This window comes from Bradyrhizobium sp. CCBAU 45389, assembly GCF_028128625.1.
Classification (GTDB): Bacteria; Pseudomonadota; Alphaproteobacteria; order Rhizobiales; family Xanthobacteraceae; genus Bradyrhizobium; species Bradyrhizobium liaoningense_B.
This window is the reverse complement of sequence record NZ_LBIY01000092.1, coordinates 255,570-274,201: the sequence shown is the minus strand read 5'-3', so window position 1 is coordinate 274,201 and position 18,632 is coordinate 255,570. Positions and strand designations below refer to the sequence as shown.

Genomic DNA, 18,632 nt, shown 5'->3' with positions numbered 1-18,632 from the left:
CGCATCCATCGTCCTAAAGAGTTCCTTTTTTGATGGATTGCCGGGTCAGGCCCGGCAGTGATGAGTGTTGGTTCTTCAATGCCGCTCCGCCTGTTCCTGACCTCCGGCGACCTCATGGCCGACCGCCGTTTCGAGTTCGCACGCGACCTCCAGCTTAAGGGCGACCTGCCCGCCGCCGCCGACCTGATCGAGCAGGCGATCGAGCTCGCACCGAACTTCACCTCGGCCTGGTTCACGCTCGGCGAGATCCGTCAGCAGCTCGGCGAGCGCGACAAGGCCATCGCGGCCTTTCGCAAGGCGCGTGACTCCGATCCTGAGGACCGGCACGGCGCCGGCCTGCACCTGATGCGGCTCGGCGATGCGCAAGTTGCGGAGATGCCGAAGGCTTATGTGCAGGCGCTGTTCGATCAGTACGCGCCGCGCTTCGAGCACGCGCTGATCAACGATCTCGGCTATCGCGCGCCCGCGCTGATCTTCAAGGCGGTGCTGGCGGCGCGCGTCGCCGCCAAGAAGCCGGCCTTCTTCAAGCGCACCATCGATCTCGGCTGCGGCACTGGCCTTGCGGCCGCCGCCTTCGCCAAGCAGGTCGATCATTTCATCGGCATCGATCTGTCGCCCGGCATGATCAAGGAAGCGCGCGCGACGAACCTCTATGCCGAGCTCGAGGTCGCCGACATGATCGAGGGCCTGCGCACCAGGAGTGACGGATGCGCGAACCTCGTGGTCGCGGCCGACGCCTTCGTCTATCTCTCCGACCTCGCGCCGGTGCTTAACGAAGCGAAGCGCGTGCTCGTATCGGGCGGCGTGCTCGCCTTCACGCTGGAGATGCATGACGGCAGCGGTATCCTGCTCGGCGAAGGTCTGCGCTATGCCCACTCGGCGGAATATGTGCGCGGCGCCATCGCGAAAGCGGGGCTCAAGCTGCTGACACTCGAGCCGGCCTCGCCGCGCAACGAGAACAACGAGCCGGTGCGCGGCCTCGTCGTCGTCGCCGAGAAAACTTGAGTCTAGGCGCTAATTTACGCTGATTTGAGCGTCATTGCGTCGCAAAGCGACGACTTCCCACTTGCGAGCCGAGCTGCGATGTCAGCACAATGCGCGCATCAGGGAGAAACAAATAATGACAAAGAATCCATCGCGGCGCGATTTCAGCGCCGGTGCGCTCGCCACCATTGCAGCATCCACATTGCCTGCGCCCTACGTCTGGGCCGCGGAGAAGAAATACGACGCCGGCGCCAGCGATACCGAGATCAAGATCGGCCAGACCGTGCCGCATTCCGGCCCCGGCTCGCTCTACGGCGTGCTTGGGCGCGTCGGCGAGGCCTATTTCCAGATGCTGAACGAGAAGGGCGGCATCAACGGACGCAAGGTCAAGTTCCTGACCATGGACGACGCCTACAGCGCGCCGAAATGCGTCGAGGCGACGCGGCGCCTCGTGGAGCAGGAAGAGGTGCTCGCGCTGTACGGCTCGCTCGGCACCGCGCCGCAGACCGCCGTGCACAAATACCTGAACTCCAAGGGCGTGCCGCAGCTCCTGCTCAACACCGGCGCGTCGAAGTGGAACAACCCGAAAGAGTTCAAATGGACGATGGCGGGCTTGCCGCTCTATCCGACCGAGGCGCGCATCCTGGCGCGGCATGTCGTTGCCGTGAAGCCGAATGCGAAGATCGGCATCCTCTACCAGAACGACGATTTCGGCCGCGACTTCCTCGGCCCCTTCAAGAAGGTGCTGGCGGACGCCGGCGGCACCGCGCAGGTGATCATGGAGCAGACCTACGATCTCACCGAGCCGACCGTCGATTCCCAGCTCATCAATCTCTCCAAGTCCGGCGCCGACGTCTTCTACAACATCTCGACCGGCAAGGCGTCGTCGCAGTCGATCCGGAAAGTCGCCGAGCTCGGCTGGAAGCCGCTGCAGCTGCTGTCCGCGGGCTCCACGGGCCGCTCGATCCTCAATGCCGCGGGCCTGGAGAACGCCGCCGGCATCGTCGCCATCCGCTACAACAAGGAGGTCGGCCTGCCGAAATGGGAGAAGGACCCCGACGTGATGGCGTTCGAGGAGCTGCGCAAGAAGTACACGCCGGCGATCGACCCCGACAATACCATCGCATTTGCCGGCTATGGCCAGGCCGTCACCATGGGCGAGATCCTGCGCCGCTGCGGCGACGACCTCACCCGCGCCAACGTCTTGAAGCAGGCCTCGACGCTCGCCGGCTTCCACTCGCCATACTTCCTCGACGGCGTCACCTACAGCTACACGCCCGAGGACTACACGCCGATGAAGACGCTCTTCATCTCCACCTTCACCGGCAAGGACTGGGACATCTCCGACAAGCCGATGTCGGAGTAGGGTCTCTCCGCAATCGAGGTGCCGTAGGGTGGGCAAAGCGAAGCGTGCCCACCACCTTTTCCGGTCAGAGAGAGATGGTGGGCACGGCGCGATGCGCCTTTGCCCACCCTACGGGAGCTCGTCGTAGCTCCCACCCCCCTCGACGAACCCACCCCCACGGCTTACCTCTTATGCCGTGCCGCCCCGCATCCTCAAAATCCCGGCCGAGCCGGCCACGCTGCTGCCCGACCGCTTCAATGCGTGGTTCGCGTCCCGCGGCTGGGCGCCGCGTGAGCATCAGCTGGCGCTGCTGGAGAAGGCGCGCGAGGATCGATCGGCACTGCTGATCGCGCCGACCGGCGCCGGCAAGACGCTCGCAGGATTCCTGCCGACGCTGGTGGAACTGAGCGCCGCGCCGACCTCCTCCGCCAAGGCCGTGATCTCCACCGGCCGTTCCGTGCAGCGCAGCGCCGGCCTCCACACCCTCTACATCTCTCCGCTGAAAGCGCTCGCCGTCGACATCGCGCGCAACCTCGAGCGCCCCGTTGCCGAGATGGGCCTGCCGATCAAGATCGAGACTCGCACCGGCGACACGCCGGTGTCGCGGCGCCAGCGGCAGCGGCGCTACCCGCCCGACGTCCTGCTGACCACGCCCGAACAGCTCGCGCTGCTGCTGTCCTCCGACGACGCGCCGTTCCTGTTCTCCTCGCTCAAGCGCATCGTGCTCGACGAGCTGCACGCGCTGGTCACCTCCAAGCGCGGCGATCTGCTCTCGCTCGGCCTCGCGCGATTGTGGCGCCTCGCGCCGCAGATGCGTGCGATCGGCCTGTCGGCGACGGTGGCCGAGCCGGAGCAGCTCGCGCGCGTCCTGGTGCCGCAGCCCGATGGCAAGGAAGCCGCCGCGGACATCGTCGTGGCCGGCGGTGCCGCGCCGCCGGAGGTCGAGATGCTGGATACGCGCGAGCGGCTGCCCTGGGCCGGCCACAGCGCACGCCACGCGCTCCCCGAGATTTACGAGCTGATCAAGGCCAACAAGACCACGCTGGTCTTCGTCAACACCCGCAGCCAGGCCGAGATGCTGTTCCAGAATCTCTGGAGCATGAACGACGATGGTCTTGCGATCGCGCTGCATCACGGCTCGCTCGACGTCGCCCAGCGCCGCAAGGTCGAGGACGCGATGTCGGCGGGACGCCTGCGTGGCGTGGTCTGCACCTCCTCGCTCGACCTCGGCGTCGACTGGGGCGATGTCGATCTCGTCGTCAATATCGGCGCGCCCAAGGGCTCCTCGCGCCTGATGCAGCGCATCGGCCGCGCCAATCACCGCCTCGACGAAGCCTCGCGCGCGGTGCTGGTGCCCGCCAACCGCTTCGAGGTGCTGGAGTGCCGCGTCGCCATCGACGCCATCGCCGAGAATGCGCAGGACACGCCGCCTTTGCGCACGGGCGCGCTCGACGTGCTGGCCCAGCACGTGCTCGGCTGCGCCTGCGGCGAGCCGTTCTTCAGCGACGAGCTCTACAAGGAGGTCCGCACCGCCGCGCCTTACGCAGATATCTCGCGGCAGGATTTCGACGACGTCGTCGATTTCGTGGCGTCCGGCGGCTACGCGCTGAAGACCTATGAGCGCTTCGCCCGCATCAAGCAGGACAAGGAGGGCCGCTGGCGCGTCGCCAATCCAAAGGTGCGGCAGAGCTACCGGCTGAATGTCGGCACCATCGTCGAGGACGACATGCTGAAGGTGCGGCTGGTGCGTTCGCGCGGCGGCGGTACCGGATCGACCGGGGTGATCGCGCGCGGCGGCAGATTGCTGGGCGAGATCGAGGAAGGCTTCATCGAGGGCTTGAGCCCCGGCGACACGTTCGTGTTCAGCGGCGAGGTGGTGCGCTACGAGACGCTGGTCGAGGACCAGGTCTATGTCTCGCGCGCGCATGACAAGGACCCGAAGGTGCCGTCCTACATGGGCGGCAAGTTCCCGCTCTCGACCTATCTTGCCGAGCGCGTGCGTCGCCTGCTCGATGACGGCCGCGCATGGAAAGGCTTGCCTGAGCAGGTGCGCGATTGGCTGTCGCTGCAGAAGGATGTATCGCGCGTGCCCGCGGTGCGCGAGCTGCTGGTCGAGAGCTTTCCGCGCGCCAACAAGCATTATCTGGTCTGCTATCCCTTCGAGGGGCGTCTCGCGCACCAGACGCTCGGCATGCTGCTGACGCGGCGCCTCGAGCGCGCCCGCGCGCGGCCGCTCGGCTTCGTTGCCAACGAATATGCGGTGGCGATCTGGGGGCTCGGCGATCTCTCCTTCATGATCCGCGACGGCCGGATCGATCTCAACGCGCTGTTCGACCCCGACATGCTCGGCGACGACTTAGAGGCCTGGCTTGCCGAATCCGCTCTGATGAAGCGCACCTTCCGCAACTGCGCCATCATCTCCGGCCTGATCGCGCGCCGCCACACCGGCGAGGAGAAGAGCCGCCGCCAGGTGCTGTTCTCGACCGACCTCGTCTACGACGTGCTGCGCAAGCACCAGGCCGATCACGTCCTGCTCCGCGCCGCGCGCGCCGATGCCGCCACCGGCCTGCTCGATCTGCGCCGCTTGGGGGACATGCTGATGCGCATCCAGGGCCGCATCACCCACCGGGAACTCGACCATGTCTCCCCGCTCGCGGTGCCCGTGATGCTGGAAATCGGCCGCGAGTCAGTTTATGGCGAAGCTGCAGACGAGCTTTTGGCGGAAGCCGCCGGCGAGCTCGTCAAAGAGGCGATGGGATAGCAGCAGGTTTCGACGTGACGGCAGGCGCGCTGGTTTCAGGAGATGGCGAGGACATGCGCGTTTCCAGGGTCATCATCAGCGATGTGACCTTCGCGGCCGATCTGTCCGGCGCGCTGTTCTGGGAAGAGCAGCGCCTGCTCGTCGTCTCCGACCTGCATCTCGAGAAAGGTTCGAGCTTCGCCACCCGCGGCGTGCTGCTGCCGCCTTACGATACCATCGCGACACTTGGCCGGCTCGCTGCTGTCATCTCCCGCCATGATCCTCGCGTGGTCATCGCGCTCGGCGACAGCTTTCACGATCGCACCGCGCATGAGCGCCTGTCGGCTGAGGATCGCGATGCGGTGGCCGCACTCCAGACCGGCCGCGACTGGATCTGGATCTCGGGCAATCACGATCCCATGCTGCCGCGCGATCTCGGCGGTACCATCGCCGACGAAGTCGCGATCGGCCCGATCACCTTCCGCCACGAGCCGACCGGCGCGCCCGGCGAGATCGCCGGCCATTTGCATCCCAAGGCCCGAATCTCCGCGCGCGGCCGCTCGCTCGAGCGCCGCTGCTTCGCCAGTGATGGTATGCGCGCCGTGATGCCCGCCTTCGGCGCCTACGCCGGCGGCCTCAGCATCCGCGACGCCGCCTTCGCAAAAATCTTTCCGAAGAACGGCTTCGTCGCCCACCTGCTCGGCGACCGCCGCGTGCACGCGATCGCCGCGTCGCGGTGTTACTAACGCTCAGGCTTCGTAGGGTGGGCAAAGCGTAGCGTGCCCACGTTCTGCTCATTCGAGATCGTGGGCACGGCGCCTCGCGCCTTTGCCCACCCTACAAGACCTTTCGTGTGGCAACGGGTGTACGATCGCAACAGCTCACGCCGCCTTCGCCTGCACGTTCTCGCAGAACTCCGCGAGCCTATCCGCGAGCCGCAGCGTCGCGGGGCTCGCATCCGGCGAGGCCATCAGCGCCACTTCCGTCTTGTTGATCGGCGCGAAGCCGTCCTTGGCGGTCAGCACGCGGTGGTCGGACTGGATCGACATCTCCGACAGGATGCTCAAGCCCATGCCGGCGGCAACGGCGGCCTGGATGCCGGCGAGGCTCGACGACGAATAGGCCATGTGCCAGGCGCGGCCCGCGGTCTCCAGCGCGTGGATGGCGCCGGCGCGGTAGAGGCAGCCGGTGGGAAAGCCGATCAGCGGCACCGACGCGGTGTCGACGTCGACCGGGTGGCTCTTGCTGGTGACCCAGTGCACCCGCTCCGGCCACACCGCGATCGCGCCCTTCTCGCCGGCCGCGCGCTTGTAGAGCGCGAGATCTAGCTCGCCGCGCTCGAGATCGCGGGCGAGGTTCTTGCTCTGGTCGGCGCGCACGTCGAGGCGCAGGCCAGGATGCGAGCGCGAGAACGTCCCCAGCAGTTTCGCCAGCCGATAGGCCGCGAAATCCTCGGGGATGCCGAGCCGGATCGCGCCTGCGCCGTCCGGCTGGCGCAGCACGTCGCGCGCCTCCTCCGCAAGCGACAGCAGCCGCCGCGCATAGGACAATAGGCGCTCGCCGGCCTCCGTCGGGCGCACATCCTTGCCGTCGCGGTGCAGCAGCACCTGGCCGACATCCTCCTCCAGCCGCTTGATCTGCTGGCTCACGGTCGATTGCGTGCGGTGGACCCGCTCGCCGGCGCGGGTGAAGCCGCCGGCCTCGACCACCGAGACGAAGCTGCGCAGGAGCTCCAGATCGAGCATCGCCGCCTCCATTCGAAAATCCACTGATAGGAAGTTAATCATTTAATTTCCAAATGACAAGCGGCGTCCCTAGATCGAGGTCAGGAGAAATGCCTCATGTCGCTTGCCCCCTCGATTTCGGTTCCCCGCAGCCGGTTCAACACGCTGCCGCTCGCCATCGGCCTGTTCTGCCTGCTCTGGAGCTATGCCTTCGTCGCCGGCAAGATCGGCGTCACCCATTGCCCGCCGCTGATCCTGCTCGCCGCCCGCTTCTCGCTCGCCGGCATCCTGATCCTCGGCGCGACGCTGATCCGCGGTGAGGCTTGGTCACTGTCCTGGCGCGATGTCGCGGTCTTCGCGGTGCTCGGAATCGCCAACAACGCGCTCTATCTCGGGCTCGGCTACACCGGCCTGCAATCCGTCTCCGCCGGCCTCGGCGGCCTGATCGTCTCGGCCAATCCGGTGTTCACGGCCGCGCTCGCCACGCTGCTGCTTGGTGAAGGCATGACGTGGCGCAAGGCGAGCGGGCTGTTGCTTGGCATCATCGGCGTGACGGCGATCGTCTGGCATCGCCTGTCGGTCGGCACTGATCACCTGCACGGTATCGTCTTCACGCTGGCCTCGCTTGCCTCGATCGTCGCCGGCACCATCCTGTTCAAGCTGCTCGCGCCGAAGGGAAGCCTGTGGATCGGCAATGGCGTGCAGAATTTAGCCGCGGGCATCGTGCTGACGCCGGTCGCGCTGACCTTCGCCGATGTCCACGCGATCGACTATACGCCGAGCCTGATCGGCGCCTTCGCCTTCCTCGTGCTCGGCGGCTCGATCCTCGCCTACTGGCTCTGGTTTCATCTCTTGAAAGTCTGCGGCGCCACCGCCGCCAGCGCCTATCACTTCCTGATGCCGCCGCTCGGCATGCTGTTCGCGTATCTCGTGCTCGGCGAGTATGTCGAGGCCCGCGATTTGCTCGGCATCATTCCGGTCGCGCTCGGCATTTATCTGGTGACACGGCCGGCGAAGGGGGCGTCGTAAGCAGGCTGCCACAATCTCGACTGTCATTGCCCCGGCTTGACCGGGGCATCCAGTACGCCGCGGCGGTTGTGGTGAGAGCGAGCTCTCCGACGAAGGCCTCTGGAATGCTGGATCGCCCGGTCAAGCCGGGCGATGACGAGCGGAGAGAGTGACGCGCCCCAGAATGAACGCGTGGCTCAATCCTTCCTGAACACAATCGACGCCATCCACCCCGTCATCAGCGCCATCGCCACCGTGGCGAGCCCGTAGATCAGGCCGTTCTGCCGCGCGGTGGTCGCGACGAACTGCTCGAAGCCGACCTTGACGATCTCGAAGGCGGTCTCGGTCTTGGTGACCAGTGCGCCGTTCGCGAACAGCTTGATCTCGACCTCATAGGTGCCGATCGGCACCTCCGCGGGCAGCGGAATGCCGGTGCGGAACAGCGTCGGCGTCAGGAACGTCACCGCGCTCGGATCTTCGCGATAGAGCCCGCGCTGGGTGCGCAGGCGGATGAAGGCCGAGCGGAACGCGTCGTTCGGCACCACGTCGGCATAGTCGCCGCTGACCCGCTGGGTCAGCCGCACGTTGTTGAGTCCGATCTGCTGCCGCCGCGCGATCTCGGGCGAGGTGATGGCGTCGAACGGGCGGTTGGCGAACAGCGCCAGATAGCTCGGCACCTGCAGGAACTGCCGGTAGTCGGTGTTGATCCAGATGCCGAACGTGCGTTCCTTCCGCCGCGTCACCATGTCGGCGCGCGGGCCCATCACGGTGACCACGAGATCGTAGGCGGTGCGGTCGGCGGGCGTCGTCGCGTCCTTCTCCACCGAGCCGAACAGCACCAGCTCCTCGCCGGAATAATTCGGCGTCACCGTGACGCGATGGTTGGAGACCGACACGATCAGCCGCTCGGCGCGCGCGACCGAGCCGAGCAGCAGGACGACAAGGAGGGCGAGCAGCGTGCGCATCAGGTGCTCACTCCCAGCTCGCGGATGGTGAAGAGATCTTCGGGCCGGATCACCAGCTCGATCGCGAAACGGACGCCGACCGAGAGGATCAAGAGGCCCAGCAGCAGCCGCAGCTGCTCGCCGCGGATCTTCTGGCCGGCGCGAGCGCCGAACTGCGCGCCGGTGACGCCGCCGACCATCAGGATCAGCGCCAGCACGGCATCGACCAGGTGATTGGTCACGGCGTGCAGCATGGTCGCGACCAGCATGGTGACGAGGGTGAGGACCATCGAGGTCCCGATCACCGTCGAGGTCGGCACCCGCAGGACATAGATCATGATCGGCACCAGGATGAAGCCGCCGCCGATGCCCATGATGGCGCCGATGAAGCCGATCACGATGCCGACGATCACGATAGGAATCACCGAGAGGTAGATCTTCGAGCGCTTGAAGCGCATCTTCAGCGGCAGGCCGTGGATCCAGTTGTGCGTGCGCCGCGGCGGCACCGCGCCGCGCCGCGTCCGCATCAGCGCGCGCAGGCCCTCGGAGAACATCAGGCTGCCGACGGTGGTGAGCAGCACCACATAAGAAAGCGCGATCATCAGGTCGAGCTGGCCGAGCGCGCGAAGCTGCGTGAAGGTCCACACGCCGAGCGCCGTGCCGGTCACGCCGCCGCATAACAGAACGCTCGCCAGCGCCGGATCGATCGCGCGCCGCCGCCAGTAGGAGAGGGCGCCTGAAAACGAGGACGCCGCGATGTGGCTCGCCACGGAAGCGACCGCGACCGCCGGCGTGATGCCGATGAAGATCAGGAGCGGCGTCATCAGGAATCCGCCGCCGATCCCGAACATGCCGGAGACGAAGCCGACCGCCGCGCCCATCGCCAGCACCAGGAAGACGTTGACCGGAAGATCGGCGATCGGGAGGTAGAGCTGCATCGAGCCTGGTCCGGCGGACGATCGAAGACTGCGGAATGCTCGCGCAGGACGAGCGATTGCCGCGTTCCTCACATAGCCGAAAACGCCGCGCCGCGGGACAACGAATTGAACACGGCGCGGCGTTTTTCGCAACAAACCTGTGCCCTGAGCCGAATTCAAGGCACTGCATCTGCGGCTTCTCTTGCCTGGAAATAGCCCAGCCCGGTTACGGCTCGCGCGAACGGCGTGCCTCCATACACGCCTGAACAGCGATGCGGGCGGCGAAGGTCGCGCTAATCGCAGCCAGTGATGCGCTGGACCGCCTTTGTGTACTTCAGATGAAGCGAGCTCTTAGCCGTGTCCGAAGCGTCATTACGACCCAGCATGCGATCCGAGTCCAGGCATGTTTGGAGGTCTTGCTGGATGTGCGAGCACGACCCCAGGGCGTTCTTCTCGGCCTCTTCCTTCGACATTCCAAATCCAACAAACGTCTGCACTCGACCGGCCTCGGTGTCGGCCGCCGATACGAGAGTGATTTCCGAAATGTAGTAAGACGAGCACGAAGCGGCGAGGGCCGCGGTGGACGTACCGGGCATTCCCAGCCAGAGGACGACCAGCGCGGCCGTCTTCATGTTGGTTCTCCGGTTTGGACAACGATCGTCTTGCCTGCGCGACCAGTTGAGAACGCCCATCGTTGTGCTCCATTGTGGCACCCGAACTGGCGATTGCCGCCATCGAAAGGGGTCCGAAGCGTTGATGCAGATCAACAGCCGAGCATCGTCAGCCCGGGACGATAGCCGAGGTAGAGGGACGTGAACGCAGCCTGATCCGCATCGTCCTGACGAAAACGCCGGGTGACAAGATGAACGAGAATGGCGTCGCTCTTCTCAACCCCATCAAAACGATCAGGGCGCACAAGATCCTGAGTGTCGCGTTTCTGGCTCTCGCGCTGACGCTGATAGCGGTCGTCAACTCATTTCGGTTTTCACCGGATCCGAGCGGAGACGCAAGTTTCATCAACCGCGCCCAGCAGAAGTCCGTACCGGGAATCAAGGTGAGTGCGAGCGCACTCGGAGCGGATGAGAGCGAAAGGAGCTTTGGTGAAAATCTGGCCGGCTACAACATTCAACCCGTCTGGCTGTCGATCGAGAACGAGACCGATGAGGCATTGGCGCTTCTCCCGGTCACCATGGATCCCGATTATTATTCCGCCTATGAGGTCTCCTACAGATTCCACGGCGCTCTGTCATGGTTCGCCAACCGCGCCCGTGACGAATTCTTTCTCAAGCGCCAGATGCCGAGCGACCTTGCGCCGCACAGCAAGACGACAGGCTTCGTCTACGGGGTTCTGGATGCCGGCATCAAATATGCGCACATCATGATCGTCGGGAAGGGCCGCGTGGAGAGCTTCGACCTTGCGCTGTTGGTTCCAGGGCCGCCGTTCGTCGGCACCAATATTCGGGCCGAGAAACTCTATCCCGGCACGAAGATCGAGGAACTCGATCTTTCGTCATTGCGGGAGAGATTTGCAAACTTCGACTGCTGTACCAAAGGGCCTGAGGGGAAACGTGATGGCGATCCGCTCAATCTCGTCATCATCGAAAGCAAGCAAGACCCCATCGTCCCTCTTATTGCCCGCAGATGGCACCTTGCCAGACAGCTCGATTTTGCAAGCGCGATCGAGACCGCGCGCGCCTTCCTGCTTCGAGATCCGTATCAGACGTCGCCCGTGAGCCCGCTTTACGTGTTCGGCCGCAGGGAAGACGTCGTCGTTCAGAAAGCCCGGTCCACCATCAATGAGCGCATTCACGCCCGATTTTGGCTGACGCCGTACACCTTCGATAATCGAAGGGTGTGGGTCGGTCATGTGAGCCGGGATATTGGTGTCCGCCTGACCGATCAGGCATGGAATTTGACCACGCACAAGATTGCGCCCGACGTCGATTTCGATCGGGCCTATTTTCTTCAGGATCTCATCATGTCCGGATTCATCGAGCGATTCGGTTACGTCAATGGCGTCGGAGCCGCACCACCATCCGCGCCGCGTGCAAATCTGACAGGCGACCCCTATTACACCGATGGATTGCGCGCGGTCATATTCCTGTCGAATCAAATAACGCCGTTCGACAAGATCGACAGGCTTGCCTGGGAAACGCCGCCGTAGTGCGAGGGCCCCTGTTCGCGGGGCGCTATCGCATCGCGCTTCAGTGCGCAGCGGAGGCCGAGCGCTTGGCGGCGACCGGCTTCGGCGCGGGCTTCGCATTCGCCTGCGGCGCGCTGTCCCAGCCGCCATTCGGGGTTGCAACATTGACGGCGTCGTCGGGCTGCGGCTCGGCGCTGAAAGTCTGGATCGCGAGCTTGGCGGCGGCGAGCGATTGCGGGTCGAGCCGCTTCGCCACATCGTCACGCTTGCCGGCCGCATCAGCATCGCCCTGGGCGGCCGCGAGGCTGAACCATTTGTAGGACTCGGCGAGGTTCTGCTCGACGCCGATTCCGCGGGCATAGAGGATGCCGAGGTTGAACTGGCTGTCGGCGACGCCGCGATCGGCAGCTTTCCGGAACCACTGCGCCGCGCTCTTGTAGTTGGCGCCGCGTCCGCCGCCGTCGGCATCGAGCACGGCGAGATTGTGCATCGCCTTGGCGTTGCCGCGCTCGGCGGCCTGGGTGTAGTAGCGGCGCGCGATGTCGGCGTCCTTCTTCACCCCGAGGCCCTTTTCATAGAGCGTGCCGAGGCGGAAGGTCGCGGGCACCACGCCGGCCTGCGCCGCGCGGTCGTACCACTTCGCCGCTTCGTCGTAATTGGTGGCAACGCCCTTGCCTTCCGCAAAGCGCAAGCCGATCTCGTAGGCCGCGGTCGCATCGCCCTTCATCGCAGCGGTGCGCAGGGCCGGGCCGCCGATGCCATCAGGCAGCTTCTCGCTCGGCGGCACCTGGATGAGGCCGAGCCGCGCACGGCTGGTGCCCGACAGCGCGCCGGTGATGTCGCTGCTCGCAGCAGGCGGCGGCACTGCCGCGGCCGGCGCCTGCGGGATTTCAACCGAGGCCGAGCTGCCGGAATTGGGCGCGGGCACCGGCGCGGTATTGTTCTGCGATTGCCGTCCGATCGGCGTCGGCGAGGTCATCGACGGCGTGATCTGCTCGGGCGCGGCCGGCTTGATCTCGACCGGCGGTGGCGCAGCCTGCGGTGCCGGCTCGCTCGGAATGTTCTGCATCGCCTGCGGTGCGGGCGGCGCGCTGCTGCCCTCGAGCAGGTTCATCGCCATCTTGAAGGTGCCGAGCACGATCACGACCACGCTCGCGCCGACCAGCAGCGAGCGGATCTTCGAGGTGATGGTCGAGCCACCTTCCTGGCCCTTCTCCTTGGCGCGGGCGATCGCGGCTTTGGCGCCACGGGCCGGCTTCTCGGGCGGCTGTGCGGCGGCAGCTTGCGCCGCGCGGCGCGCGGCCGCGATGAAGCTCGACGACGATACCGGCTCCTTTGGAGCTGCGGGAATTTCGCTGATCGCGCTCTCGGAGGCGGCAATGCGCTCCGACGGCGTGGCGACGCGCCCGCCCGGCCTTGTACCCGGCTCGAGCGGATGATCCGGCGGCAGCTCCGGCGCGATCGCAGCGCGCGGGGGCGCCGTATGCGGCTCCAGGATCTCGCTGATCGCACGCGGCGGCAAGGGCGGTGCGGCTTGCGGCGCCTGCGGCACCGGCGGCGGCGCAGCCGGGGCGGCGGCATGGAATTCGCGCGGCGCAGCGACGAAGGCGGAGTGCGGCGGCTGCTGCTGCATGGCGGCCGGGTTCGGCAGCTCGGGCTTCGGATCGTATTTCGGCGGCTGCGCTTGCGGCCGCGGGTCGCGCGCCACCGGCGCGGCCTCCATCGGCGCGGCCATTGGCATCGGCTGCGGCGCAGGGGCCGGCGGCGCGCTGCGCACCGCGCGCAGATCGCCCTCGATCATGGAGAGGCGATCGACGACATGGCCGAGTGCGCTGTGCACGGCGTCGAGCGAGTCCTGGGTGCTGCGGTTGGTCTCGGCCTGGCTGAAGCGGATGTCGGAGAGCTCGCGCTTGACGAGATCGACCACGCCCGAATCGACCGGCGGCGCGGAGCTGCGGCTCTCGGCGAGCGCCGAATAGGTCGCCTGCTGGCGTTCCAGGTGCCTGAGGATGTCGTGCAGCCCGTCCTCGACGCGGCTCAAATTGCCGTTGCGCGGATCGGCGGCAGCCTCGATCCGCTCCAGCAGATACGAAACGCGCTGTTCGAGATGCGCGAAGGTCGAGGCGGAATCGTTGCCGACCTGCATGCGGTCGAAGCGGTCCGACAGCGCGCGGATCGCGGCTTCCAGATGCTCGGTGCTCTCGGACGGCTGCGGCCGTTCGCGGGTTTCGAGCGCGGCGGTGAGCGCGGCGATGCGCTGCTCCAGCACCGCAAAGCTGTCGCCGTGGCCGGAGGCGCGGGTGATCTGGTCGACCTTGGACGACAGCAGCTGGACGTCCTCGGACAGCCGGCCCAGCGCCTCGTTGGAGGCGACGTTGGAGACGATGCCGCGCAGCGCGGCGATCGCGCCTTCGAGCTGGCGCACCGTCGAGGGATCGTCATTGGCGCGCAGGATCAGGTCGAGCTTGGCGCCGAGATTGCGGATCGCCTCGTCATAGCCGGTGAGCTGCTCGGCCGGCGTCAGCGTGCGCAGCACCTGCTTGATGTCGGACAGCGCGCGCTCGATGCCTGACAGGACCTGGCCGTCGGTGCCGTTGGAGCGGGTCTCGTCGATGCGCCGATGCAGCGAGCGGATTTCGTTCTCGATCGATTCGATTGCGCGCCGCGGCATCGCCTCGGTGATGGCGGTGCGGATCTCCGCAAGCTCGCTGCGGAAGGCATTGATGGCCTGCTCGGTATTGTCGGGCCGCTGCAGCGCTTCGATCTGGCTCGTGATCTTGAGCAGATGGCGCTCGAGCGCCGAGAAATCCGGCTGCGATGGCGGCGGAGCATAGGCCGGCGCGGGCGGCGCCATGGGTGGTGCGTAAGGTGCTGCGGGTGCAATCGACGGCGCTGAGCGTGGCGGCAGCTGCCTGGGCGCAAAGCCGTCTAGCTCGCTCTGGCGCGCGGTGATCTCGGCGACCGCGACGTCGAACGAGGCGGGGCTCAGGGGTGGTGAGCTGCGATAGACTTGAGCTGCCGCGCGCTCGACTGCATCGGCCTGGCGCTGGCGCGCCTCAACCGGTGACGGCGCGGGGGCTGGCCGCGGCGCCTGAGGCTGCTGCGGCTGAGGGCGGGAGATTTGCGACAGGCGCGCGTCGAGCCGCGAGATCGCGTCGTTGAGCTGGCGCGCGACGCCTTGCTCGCGCGAGACGTCTCTTTCACGAGAAGAGTCCTGGCGCGGCGCGGGCTTTGAAATCCGTTCGATCTGCTGGGTGATCGCGTCGAGCCGCTGGTGGATGTCGGCGACTTCGCGGCTCTCCTGGCTCGGCATGTGTTGCGGACGTTGATCCTGACGCTGATCGTAAGGTCCGCGAAAGTTTGGCGGGGCAGTTTCGCCGAGCGTGGAATTGAGCCAATCGTTGAGCGACATCCCCGCACGACGCGCAGCAGCTTCGGCCCGCTCCCTCACGGATGGATCGATGCCGTCAACACTCCACGATACGCGCGAATTCATGACTCTGTCCGGTTCCGACTCCGGCGCCCCACCCGGCGCCTCCAGCCTCCCCACGCGTGCCGGTTGCAAAGACAATCGAATTTGGCGCGGGTCGTCTGCCTCGAAAACCGACTTTTTCCTGTTACGGTAAATAACGGGTTAAGGAACGCGGCGCGGGTGTCTTAAAGTTGGGCGAGGGGAACCTTGGGGGCCATGCGCGAAGGTGCGTAGCCCGGATGGAGCGCAGCGCAATCCGGGGCCAGCGGTGCTCGGGGGCGAAGACCCCGGATTACGCTGCGCTCCATCCGGGCTACAGGCCGGCGCTTTCCCTCAGCCCTTCCCCTCGCGCTTGCCATCCTCGATCGGCACCACCGAGGCCTTGCCGCTCATCGTCGACAGCGCTTCGAGGGCCTCCTCGCAAAAGTCCGCCACCATCTGCTCGTGGCGGGCCCCTAAGCGGAGCAGGAGCAGGTTGCCGAGATCGAGCCGGCCTTCCGCCGTGCCGTCCGGAAAGCGCTTCTTCAGGATGCGTTCGTAATTGGCGTGGCGGTCGCGATGGTGCTCCAGGCGGGCCATCAGGTCGGTGCGCAGCGGCTCGATGTCGATGCTGTCGAGCGCATGGAGGCGAACCAGCAGGTCGTCCTTGGTCGAGGCCGGCGTGCTTGGCCGCGCGGCCCAGTGCCGCAGCGCTGTTCTACCTTCGGGCGTGAGCGTATAAACCAGCTTGTTGGGCTTGCCCGTCTGCACGACCTCGCGGCCCTGGATGTAGCCGCGGTCGCGCAGCTTGGAGAGCTCGCGGTAGATTTGCTGGTGGTCGGCCTTCCAGAAGAAGCCGATCGAGGAATCGAACGTCTTGGCGAGCTCGTAGCCCGTCATCGGCCGTTCCGTCAGGCATGCGAGGATTGCGTCGCCCAGTGCCATGACTGGCCTCCTTCTTCGACCTTGACTAACTCGCTTGACTTTATGCGCATCGGCGCATATGCGTCAATGTGCATATGAGGCGGCTCAAGGATGGGGTCAAAGACCCCACCCGAAAACCCAGCGAAATCAAGCTGGGCGCTACTGTGCATGGGGTTGTTTTCGCGTTTTTTTGCTAAGGCTCCTGGAAAGCCCTTTAGGGAGGCACCCGAGAATGACCGGCCTCGATTCCTGGTACGCCTACATGAAGTCTCATGACCGCACTGCGCTCTGGGACCTCCTGCATCCTGACGCCGTGTTCGAAAGCCCCGTGGTGCATTCGCCCCAGCGCGGCCGCGACATCACCTTCAAATACCTCTCCAGCGCCGAGAAGGTGCTCGGCGGCCCCGGCTTCACCTATGTCGGTGAATGGAAAAGCGCCGCTGGCGCCGTGCTCGAATTCAAGAATGTCATCGACGGCATCGAGATCAACGGCGTCGACATCATCACCTTCGATACCGAGGGACGCATCACGCATTTCAAGGTGATGGTGCGTCCGCTCAAGGCGATCAACATGCTGCACCGCCTGATGGCGGAGCAGCTTGCCGCCGGCCAATCATAAGCCCAACATCATCACTTCGAGCCCCATGCCGGGAGAACGCCATGCCGATCTATAAAGCCCCCGTCGAAGACGTGAACTTCCTGCTCAACGACGTCTTCCAGATCGACCGCTACGACAACCTCGCCGGTTTTTCCGATGCGTCGAGCGACGTGCGGGAGGCGATCCTCGGAGAAGCCGCCAAGCTTTCGGAAGAGGTGCTCCAGCCGCTGAATCGTGTGGGCGATCTCGAAGGCTGCAAGCGCACTGAGGACGGCAGCGTCATCACGCCGAAGGGATTCAAGGACGCCTTCAAGCAGGTTGCCGAAGGTGGCTGGCTCGGCCTGTCGGCGCCGACCGAGTTCGGCGGCCAGGGCCTGCCGGTGACGCTCTCGCAGGCGGTCAACGAATTCCAGATCTCGGCCAACATGGCGTTCTCGATGTATGGCGGCCTCACCATGGGTGCGACCGCCGCGCTGCTCGTTCACGGCTCGCCGGAGCAGAAGAAGACCTACGTGCCGAAGATGATCGCGGGTGAGTGGACCGGCACCATGAACCTGACCGAGCCGCATTGCGGCACCGACCTCGGCATGCTCCGCACCAAGGCGGTGCGCCAGGCGGATGGCAGCTTCAAGATCACGGGCACCAAGATCTTCATCTCGGCCGGCGAGCACGATCTCGCCGACAACATCATCCACCTCGTGCTCGCCCGCATCGAGGGCGCGCCCGCCGGCATCAAGGGCGTGTCGCTGTTCGTGGTGCCGAAATTCCTGGTGAATGCCGACGGTTCGGTGGGGCAGCGCAACGGCGTCGTCTGCGGCTCGATCGAGCACAAGATGGGCATCCACGGCAATTCCACCTGCGTGATGAACTACGACAACGCCACCGGCTGGCTGATCGGCGAAGAGAACAAGGGCATGCAGGGCATGTTCGTGATGATGAACGAGGCTCGGCTCGGCGTCGCCGTGCAGGGCCTCGCGCAGTCCGAGGTCGCCTATCAGAACGCGGTCGCCTATGCCCGCGAACGCATCCAGGGCCGCGCGCTCACCGGCGCCAAGGCGCCGGACAAGCAGGCCGACCCGATCATCGTGCATCCCGACGTGCGCCGCACGCTGCTCTCGATCCGCGCCTTCAACGAGGCCGCGCGCGCCTTCGTGATGTGGACCGCGCTGAAGAGCGACGTCGCCCACCGCTCCGAGGACCCGAAGGACCGCCAGGCCGCCGACGACCACATGGGCCTGATGACCCCGGTGCTGAAGGGCTTCCTCACCGAGTACGGTTTCGCCAACGCGGTGCAGGCGCAGCAGATGTATGGCGGCCACGGCTACATCGCCGAGCAGGGCATGGAGCAGTTCGTGCGCGATGCGCGTATCGCCATGATCTATGAAGGCGCCAACGGCATCCAGGCGCTGGACCTCGTCGGCCGCAAGCTGCCGCGCGACGGCGGCCGCGCCATCATGGCCTTCTTCGGCGAGGTCATGGCCTTCGCCAAGGAGAACGGCGGCGACGAGGCGATGAAGCCGTTCATCACCCCGCTCTCGGCTTCGCTCGGTCATCTCCAGCAGGCCACCACGTGGTTGATGCAGAATGCCATGATGAAGCCCGACAATGCGGGCGCTGCCGCAACCGACTATATGCATCTCTTCGGCTTCGTCGCGCTCGGCTATATGTGGGCGAAAATGGCGAAGGTGACGAACGCCAAGATTGCCGAGTCGGGCGCCACGCCCTATCTCTCCACGAAACTCGTCACCGGCCGTTTCTTCATGGAGCGCATGCTGCCGGAGACCGCGGCCAATCTCGCGCGCATCCAGTCCGGCTGCGCCACCATCATGGAACTGCCCGCGGAAGCGTTCTGAG

The 18,632-nt window shown here is 65.8% G+C and carries 14 protein-coding genes; 8 read left to right on the top strand and 6 right to left on the bottom strand.

Annotated elements, in window-relative coordinates:
* Positions 1–78 precede the first annotated feature (78 nt).
* From XH79_RS23800 to pdeM, 4 genes are all read left to right on the top strand, one after another.
* A complete protein-coding gene (locus XH79_RS23800; RefSeq protein ID WP_271583148.1) occupies positions 79–1,005 on the top strand; it encodes a class I SAM-dependent DNA methyltransferase in 927 nt (308 codons plus the stop codon).
* Positions 1,006–1,120: 115 nt separating this feature from the next.
* Positions 1,121–2,350, top strand: a complete 1,230-nt coding sequence (locus XH79_RS23795) for an ABC transporter substrate-binding protein (RefSeq protein ID WP_271583147.1) — start codon at positions 1,121–1,123, stop codon at positions 2,348–2,350.
* A 175-nt stretch (positions 2,351–2,525) separates the two neighbouring features.
* Positions 2,526–5,090 carry a ligase-associated DNA damage response DEXH box helicase gene (locus XH79_RS23790; protein WP_271583146.1) on the top strand — a complete coding sequence of 855 codons (2,565 nt, stop codon included), beginning with the start codon at positions 2,526–2,528 and terminating at the stop codon, positions 5,088–5,090.
* 53 nt (positions 5,091–5,143) lie between these two features.
* On the top strand, positions 5,144–5,815 hold the full coding sequence (pdeM, locus tag XH79_RS23785; RefSeq protein ID WP_271583145.1) for a ligase-associated DNA damage response endonuclease PdeM: 672 nt from the start codon (positions 5,144–5,146) through the stop codon (positions 5,813–5,815).
* 135 nt (positions 5,816–5,950) lie between these two features.
* On the opposite strand, the gene XH79_RS23780 is transcribed toward pdeM, so the two are convergent.
* On the bottom strand, positions 5,951–6,814 hold the full coding sequence (locus XH79_RS23780; RefSeq protein ID WP_271583144.1) for a LysR family transcriptional regulator: 864 nt from the start codon (positions 6,812–6,814) through the stop codon (positions 5,951–5,953).
* Between the two features lie 96 nt (positions 6,815–6,910).
* Between XH79_RS23780 and XH79_RS23775 the strand changes: the two genes are divergently transcribed.
* Positions 6,911–7,822 (top strand): DMT family transporter, encoded by a 912-nt coding sequence (locus tag XH79_RS23775; RefSeq protein WP_271583143.1) that lies wholly within the window; start codon positions 6,911–6,913, stop codon positions 7,820–7,822.
* A 176-nt stretch (positions 7,823–7,998) separates the two neighbouring features.
* Here the strand turns inward: XH79_RS23775 and XH79_RS23770 are convergent, their stop codons facing one another.
* The 3 genes from XH79_RS23770 to XH79_RS23760 all read right to left on the bottom strand — a co-directional run bounded on the left by XH79_RS23770 (position 7,999) and on the right by XH79_RS23760 (position 10,294).
* Positions 7,999–8,766, bottom strand: coding sequence for a TIGR02186 family protein (locus XH79_RS23770; RefSeq protein ID WP_271583142.1), 768 nt, complete (start codon positions 8,764–8,766; stop codon positions 7,999–8,001).
* Positions 8,766–9,683 carry a sulfite exporter TauE/SafE family protein gene (locus tag XH79_RS23765; RefSeq protein ID WP_212340908.1) on the bottom strand — a complete coding sequence of 306 codons (918 nt, stop codon included), beginning with the start codon at positions 9,681–9,683 and terminating at the stop codon, positions 8,766–8,768. Before XH79_RS23765 ends, XH79_RS23770 begins: the two co-directional genes overlap by 1 nt.
* Positions 9,684–9,955: 272 nt before the next feature.
* Entirely contained in the window at positions 9,956–10,294 is a 339-nt protein-coding gene (locus XH79_RS23760) for a hypothetical protein (RefSeq protein ID WP_271583141.1), read from the bottom strand.
* A 230-nt stretch (positions 10,295–10,524) separates the two neighbouring features.
* Between XH79_RS23760 and XH79_RS23755 the strand changes: the two genes are divergently transcribed.
* Positions 10,525–11,826 (top strand): LssY C-terminal domain-containing protein, encoded by a 1,302-nt coding sequence (locus XH79_RS23755; protein ID WP_271583140.1) that lies wholly within the window; start codon positions 10,525–10,527, stop codon positions 11,824–11,826.
* A gap of 40 nt (positions 11,827–11,866) precedes the next feature.
* On the opposite strand, the gene XH79_RS23750 is transcribed toward XH79_RS23755, so the two are convergent.
* Positions 11,867–15,301: a hypothetical protein gene (locus XH79_RS23750; RefSeq protein WP_271583139.1), complete on the bottom strand. Its 3,435-nt coding sequence runs from the start codon at positions 15,299–15,301 to the stop codon at positions 11,867–11,869.
* Between the two features lie 309 nt (positions 15,302–15,610).
* Complete coding sequence (locus XH79_RS23745) at positions 15,611–16,201, bottom strand: PadR family transcriptional regulator (protein WP_271583138.1); 591 nt, start codon at positions 16,199–16,201, stop codon at positions 15,611–15,613.
* A gap of 211 nt (positions 16,202–16,412) precedes the next feature.
* Here XH79_RS23745 and XH79_RS23740 point away from each other — a divergent pair, with 211 nt between their 5' ends.
* Together XH79_RS23740 and XH79_RS23735 are read left to right on the top strand one after the other, a co-directional pair.
* Positions 16,413–16,799: a nuclear transport factor 2 family protein gene (locus XH79_RS23740; protein ID WP_271583137.1), complete on the top strand. Its 387-nt coding sequence runs from the start codon at positions 16,413–16,415 to the stop codon at positions 16,797–16,799.
* A 41-nt stretch (positions 16,800–16,840) separates the two neighbouring features.
* Positions 16,841–18,631, top strand: coding sequence for an acyl-CoA dehydrogenase C-terminal domain-containing protein (locus XH79_RS23735; RefSeq protein ID WP_271583136.1), 1,791 nt, complete (start codon positions 16,841–16,843; stop codon positions 18,629–18,631).
* Position 18,632: the final 1 nt, after the last annotated feature.

Excerpts from the sequence above, each read along its gene's own strand:
- XH79_RS23800 (WP_271583148.1), top strand. The coding sequence starts at position 79 with ATGCCGCTCCGCCTGTTCCTGACCTCCGGCGACCTCATGGCCGACCGC.
- XH79_RS23795 (WP_271583147.1), top strand. The coding sequence starts at position 1,121 with ATGACAAAGAATCCATCGCGGCGCGATTTCAGCGCCGGTGCGCTCGCC.
- pdeM (WP_271583145.1), top strand. The coding sequence starts at position 5,144 with ATGCGCGTTTCCAGGGTCATCATCAGCGATGTGACCTTCGCGGCCGAT.
- XH79_RS23780 (WP_271583144.1), bottom strand. The coding sequence starts at position 6,814 with ATGCTCGATCTGGAGCTCCTGCGCAGCTTCGTCTCGGTGGTCGAGGCC.
- XH79_RS23775 (WP_271583143.1), top strand. The coding sequence starts at position 6,911 with ATGTCGCTTGCCCCCTCGATTTCGGTTCCCCGCAGCCGGTTCAACACG.
- XH79_RS23770 (WP_271583142.1), bottom strand. The coding sequence starts at position 8,766 with ATGCGCACGCTGCTCGCCCTCCTTGTCGTCCTGCTGCTCGGCTCGGTC.
- XH79_RS23765 (WP_212340908.1), bottom strand. The coding sequence starts at position 9,683 with ATGCAGCTCTACCTCCCGATCGCCGATCTTCCGGTCAACGTCTTCCTG.
- XH79_RS23760 (WP_271583141.1), bottom strand. The coding sequence starts at position 10,294 with ATGAAGACGGCCGCGCTGGTCGTCCTCTGGCTGGGAATGCCCGGTACG.
- XH79_RS23755 (WP_271583140.1), top strand. The coding sequence starts at position 10,525 with ATGAACGAGAATGGCGTCGCTCTTCTCAACCCCATCAAAACGATCAGG.
- XH79_RS23750 (WP_271583139.1), bottom strand. The coding sequence starts at position 15,301 with ATGAATTCGCGCGTATCGTGGAGTGTTGACGGCATCGATCCATCCGTG.
- XH79_RS23745 (WP_271583138.1), bottom strand. The coding sequence starts at position 16,201 with ATGGCACTGGGCGACGCAATCCTCGCATGCCTGACGGAACGGCCGATG.
- XH79_RS23740 (WP_271583137.1), top strand. The coding sequence starts at position 16,413 with ATGACCGGCCTCGATTCCTGGTACGCCTACATGAAGTCTCATGACCGC.
- XH79_RS23735 (WP_271583136.1), top strand. The coding sequence starts at position 16,841 with ATGCCGATCTATAAAGCCCCCGTCGAAGACGTGAACTTCCTGCTCAAC.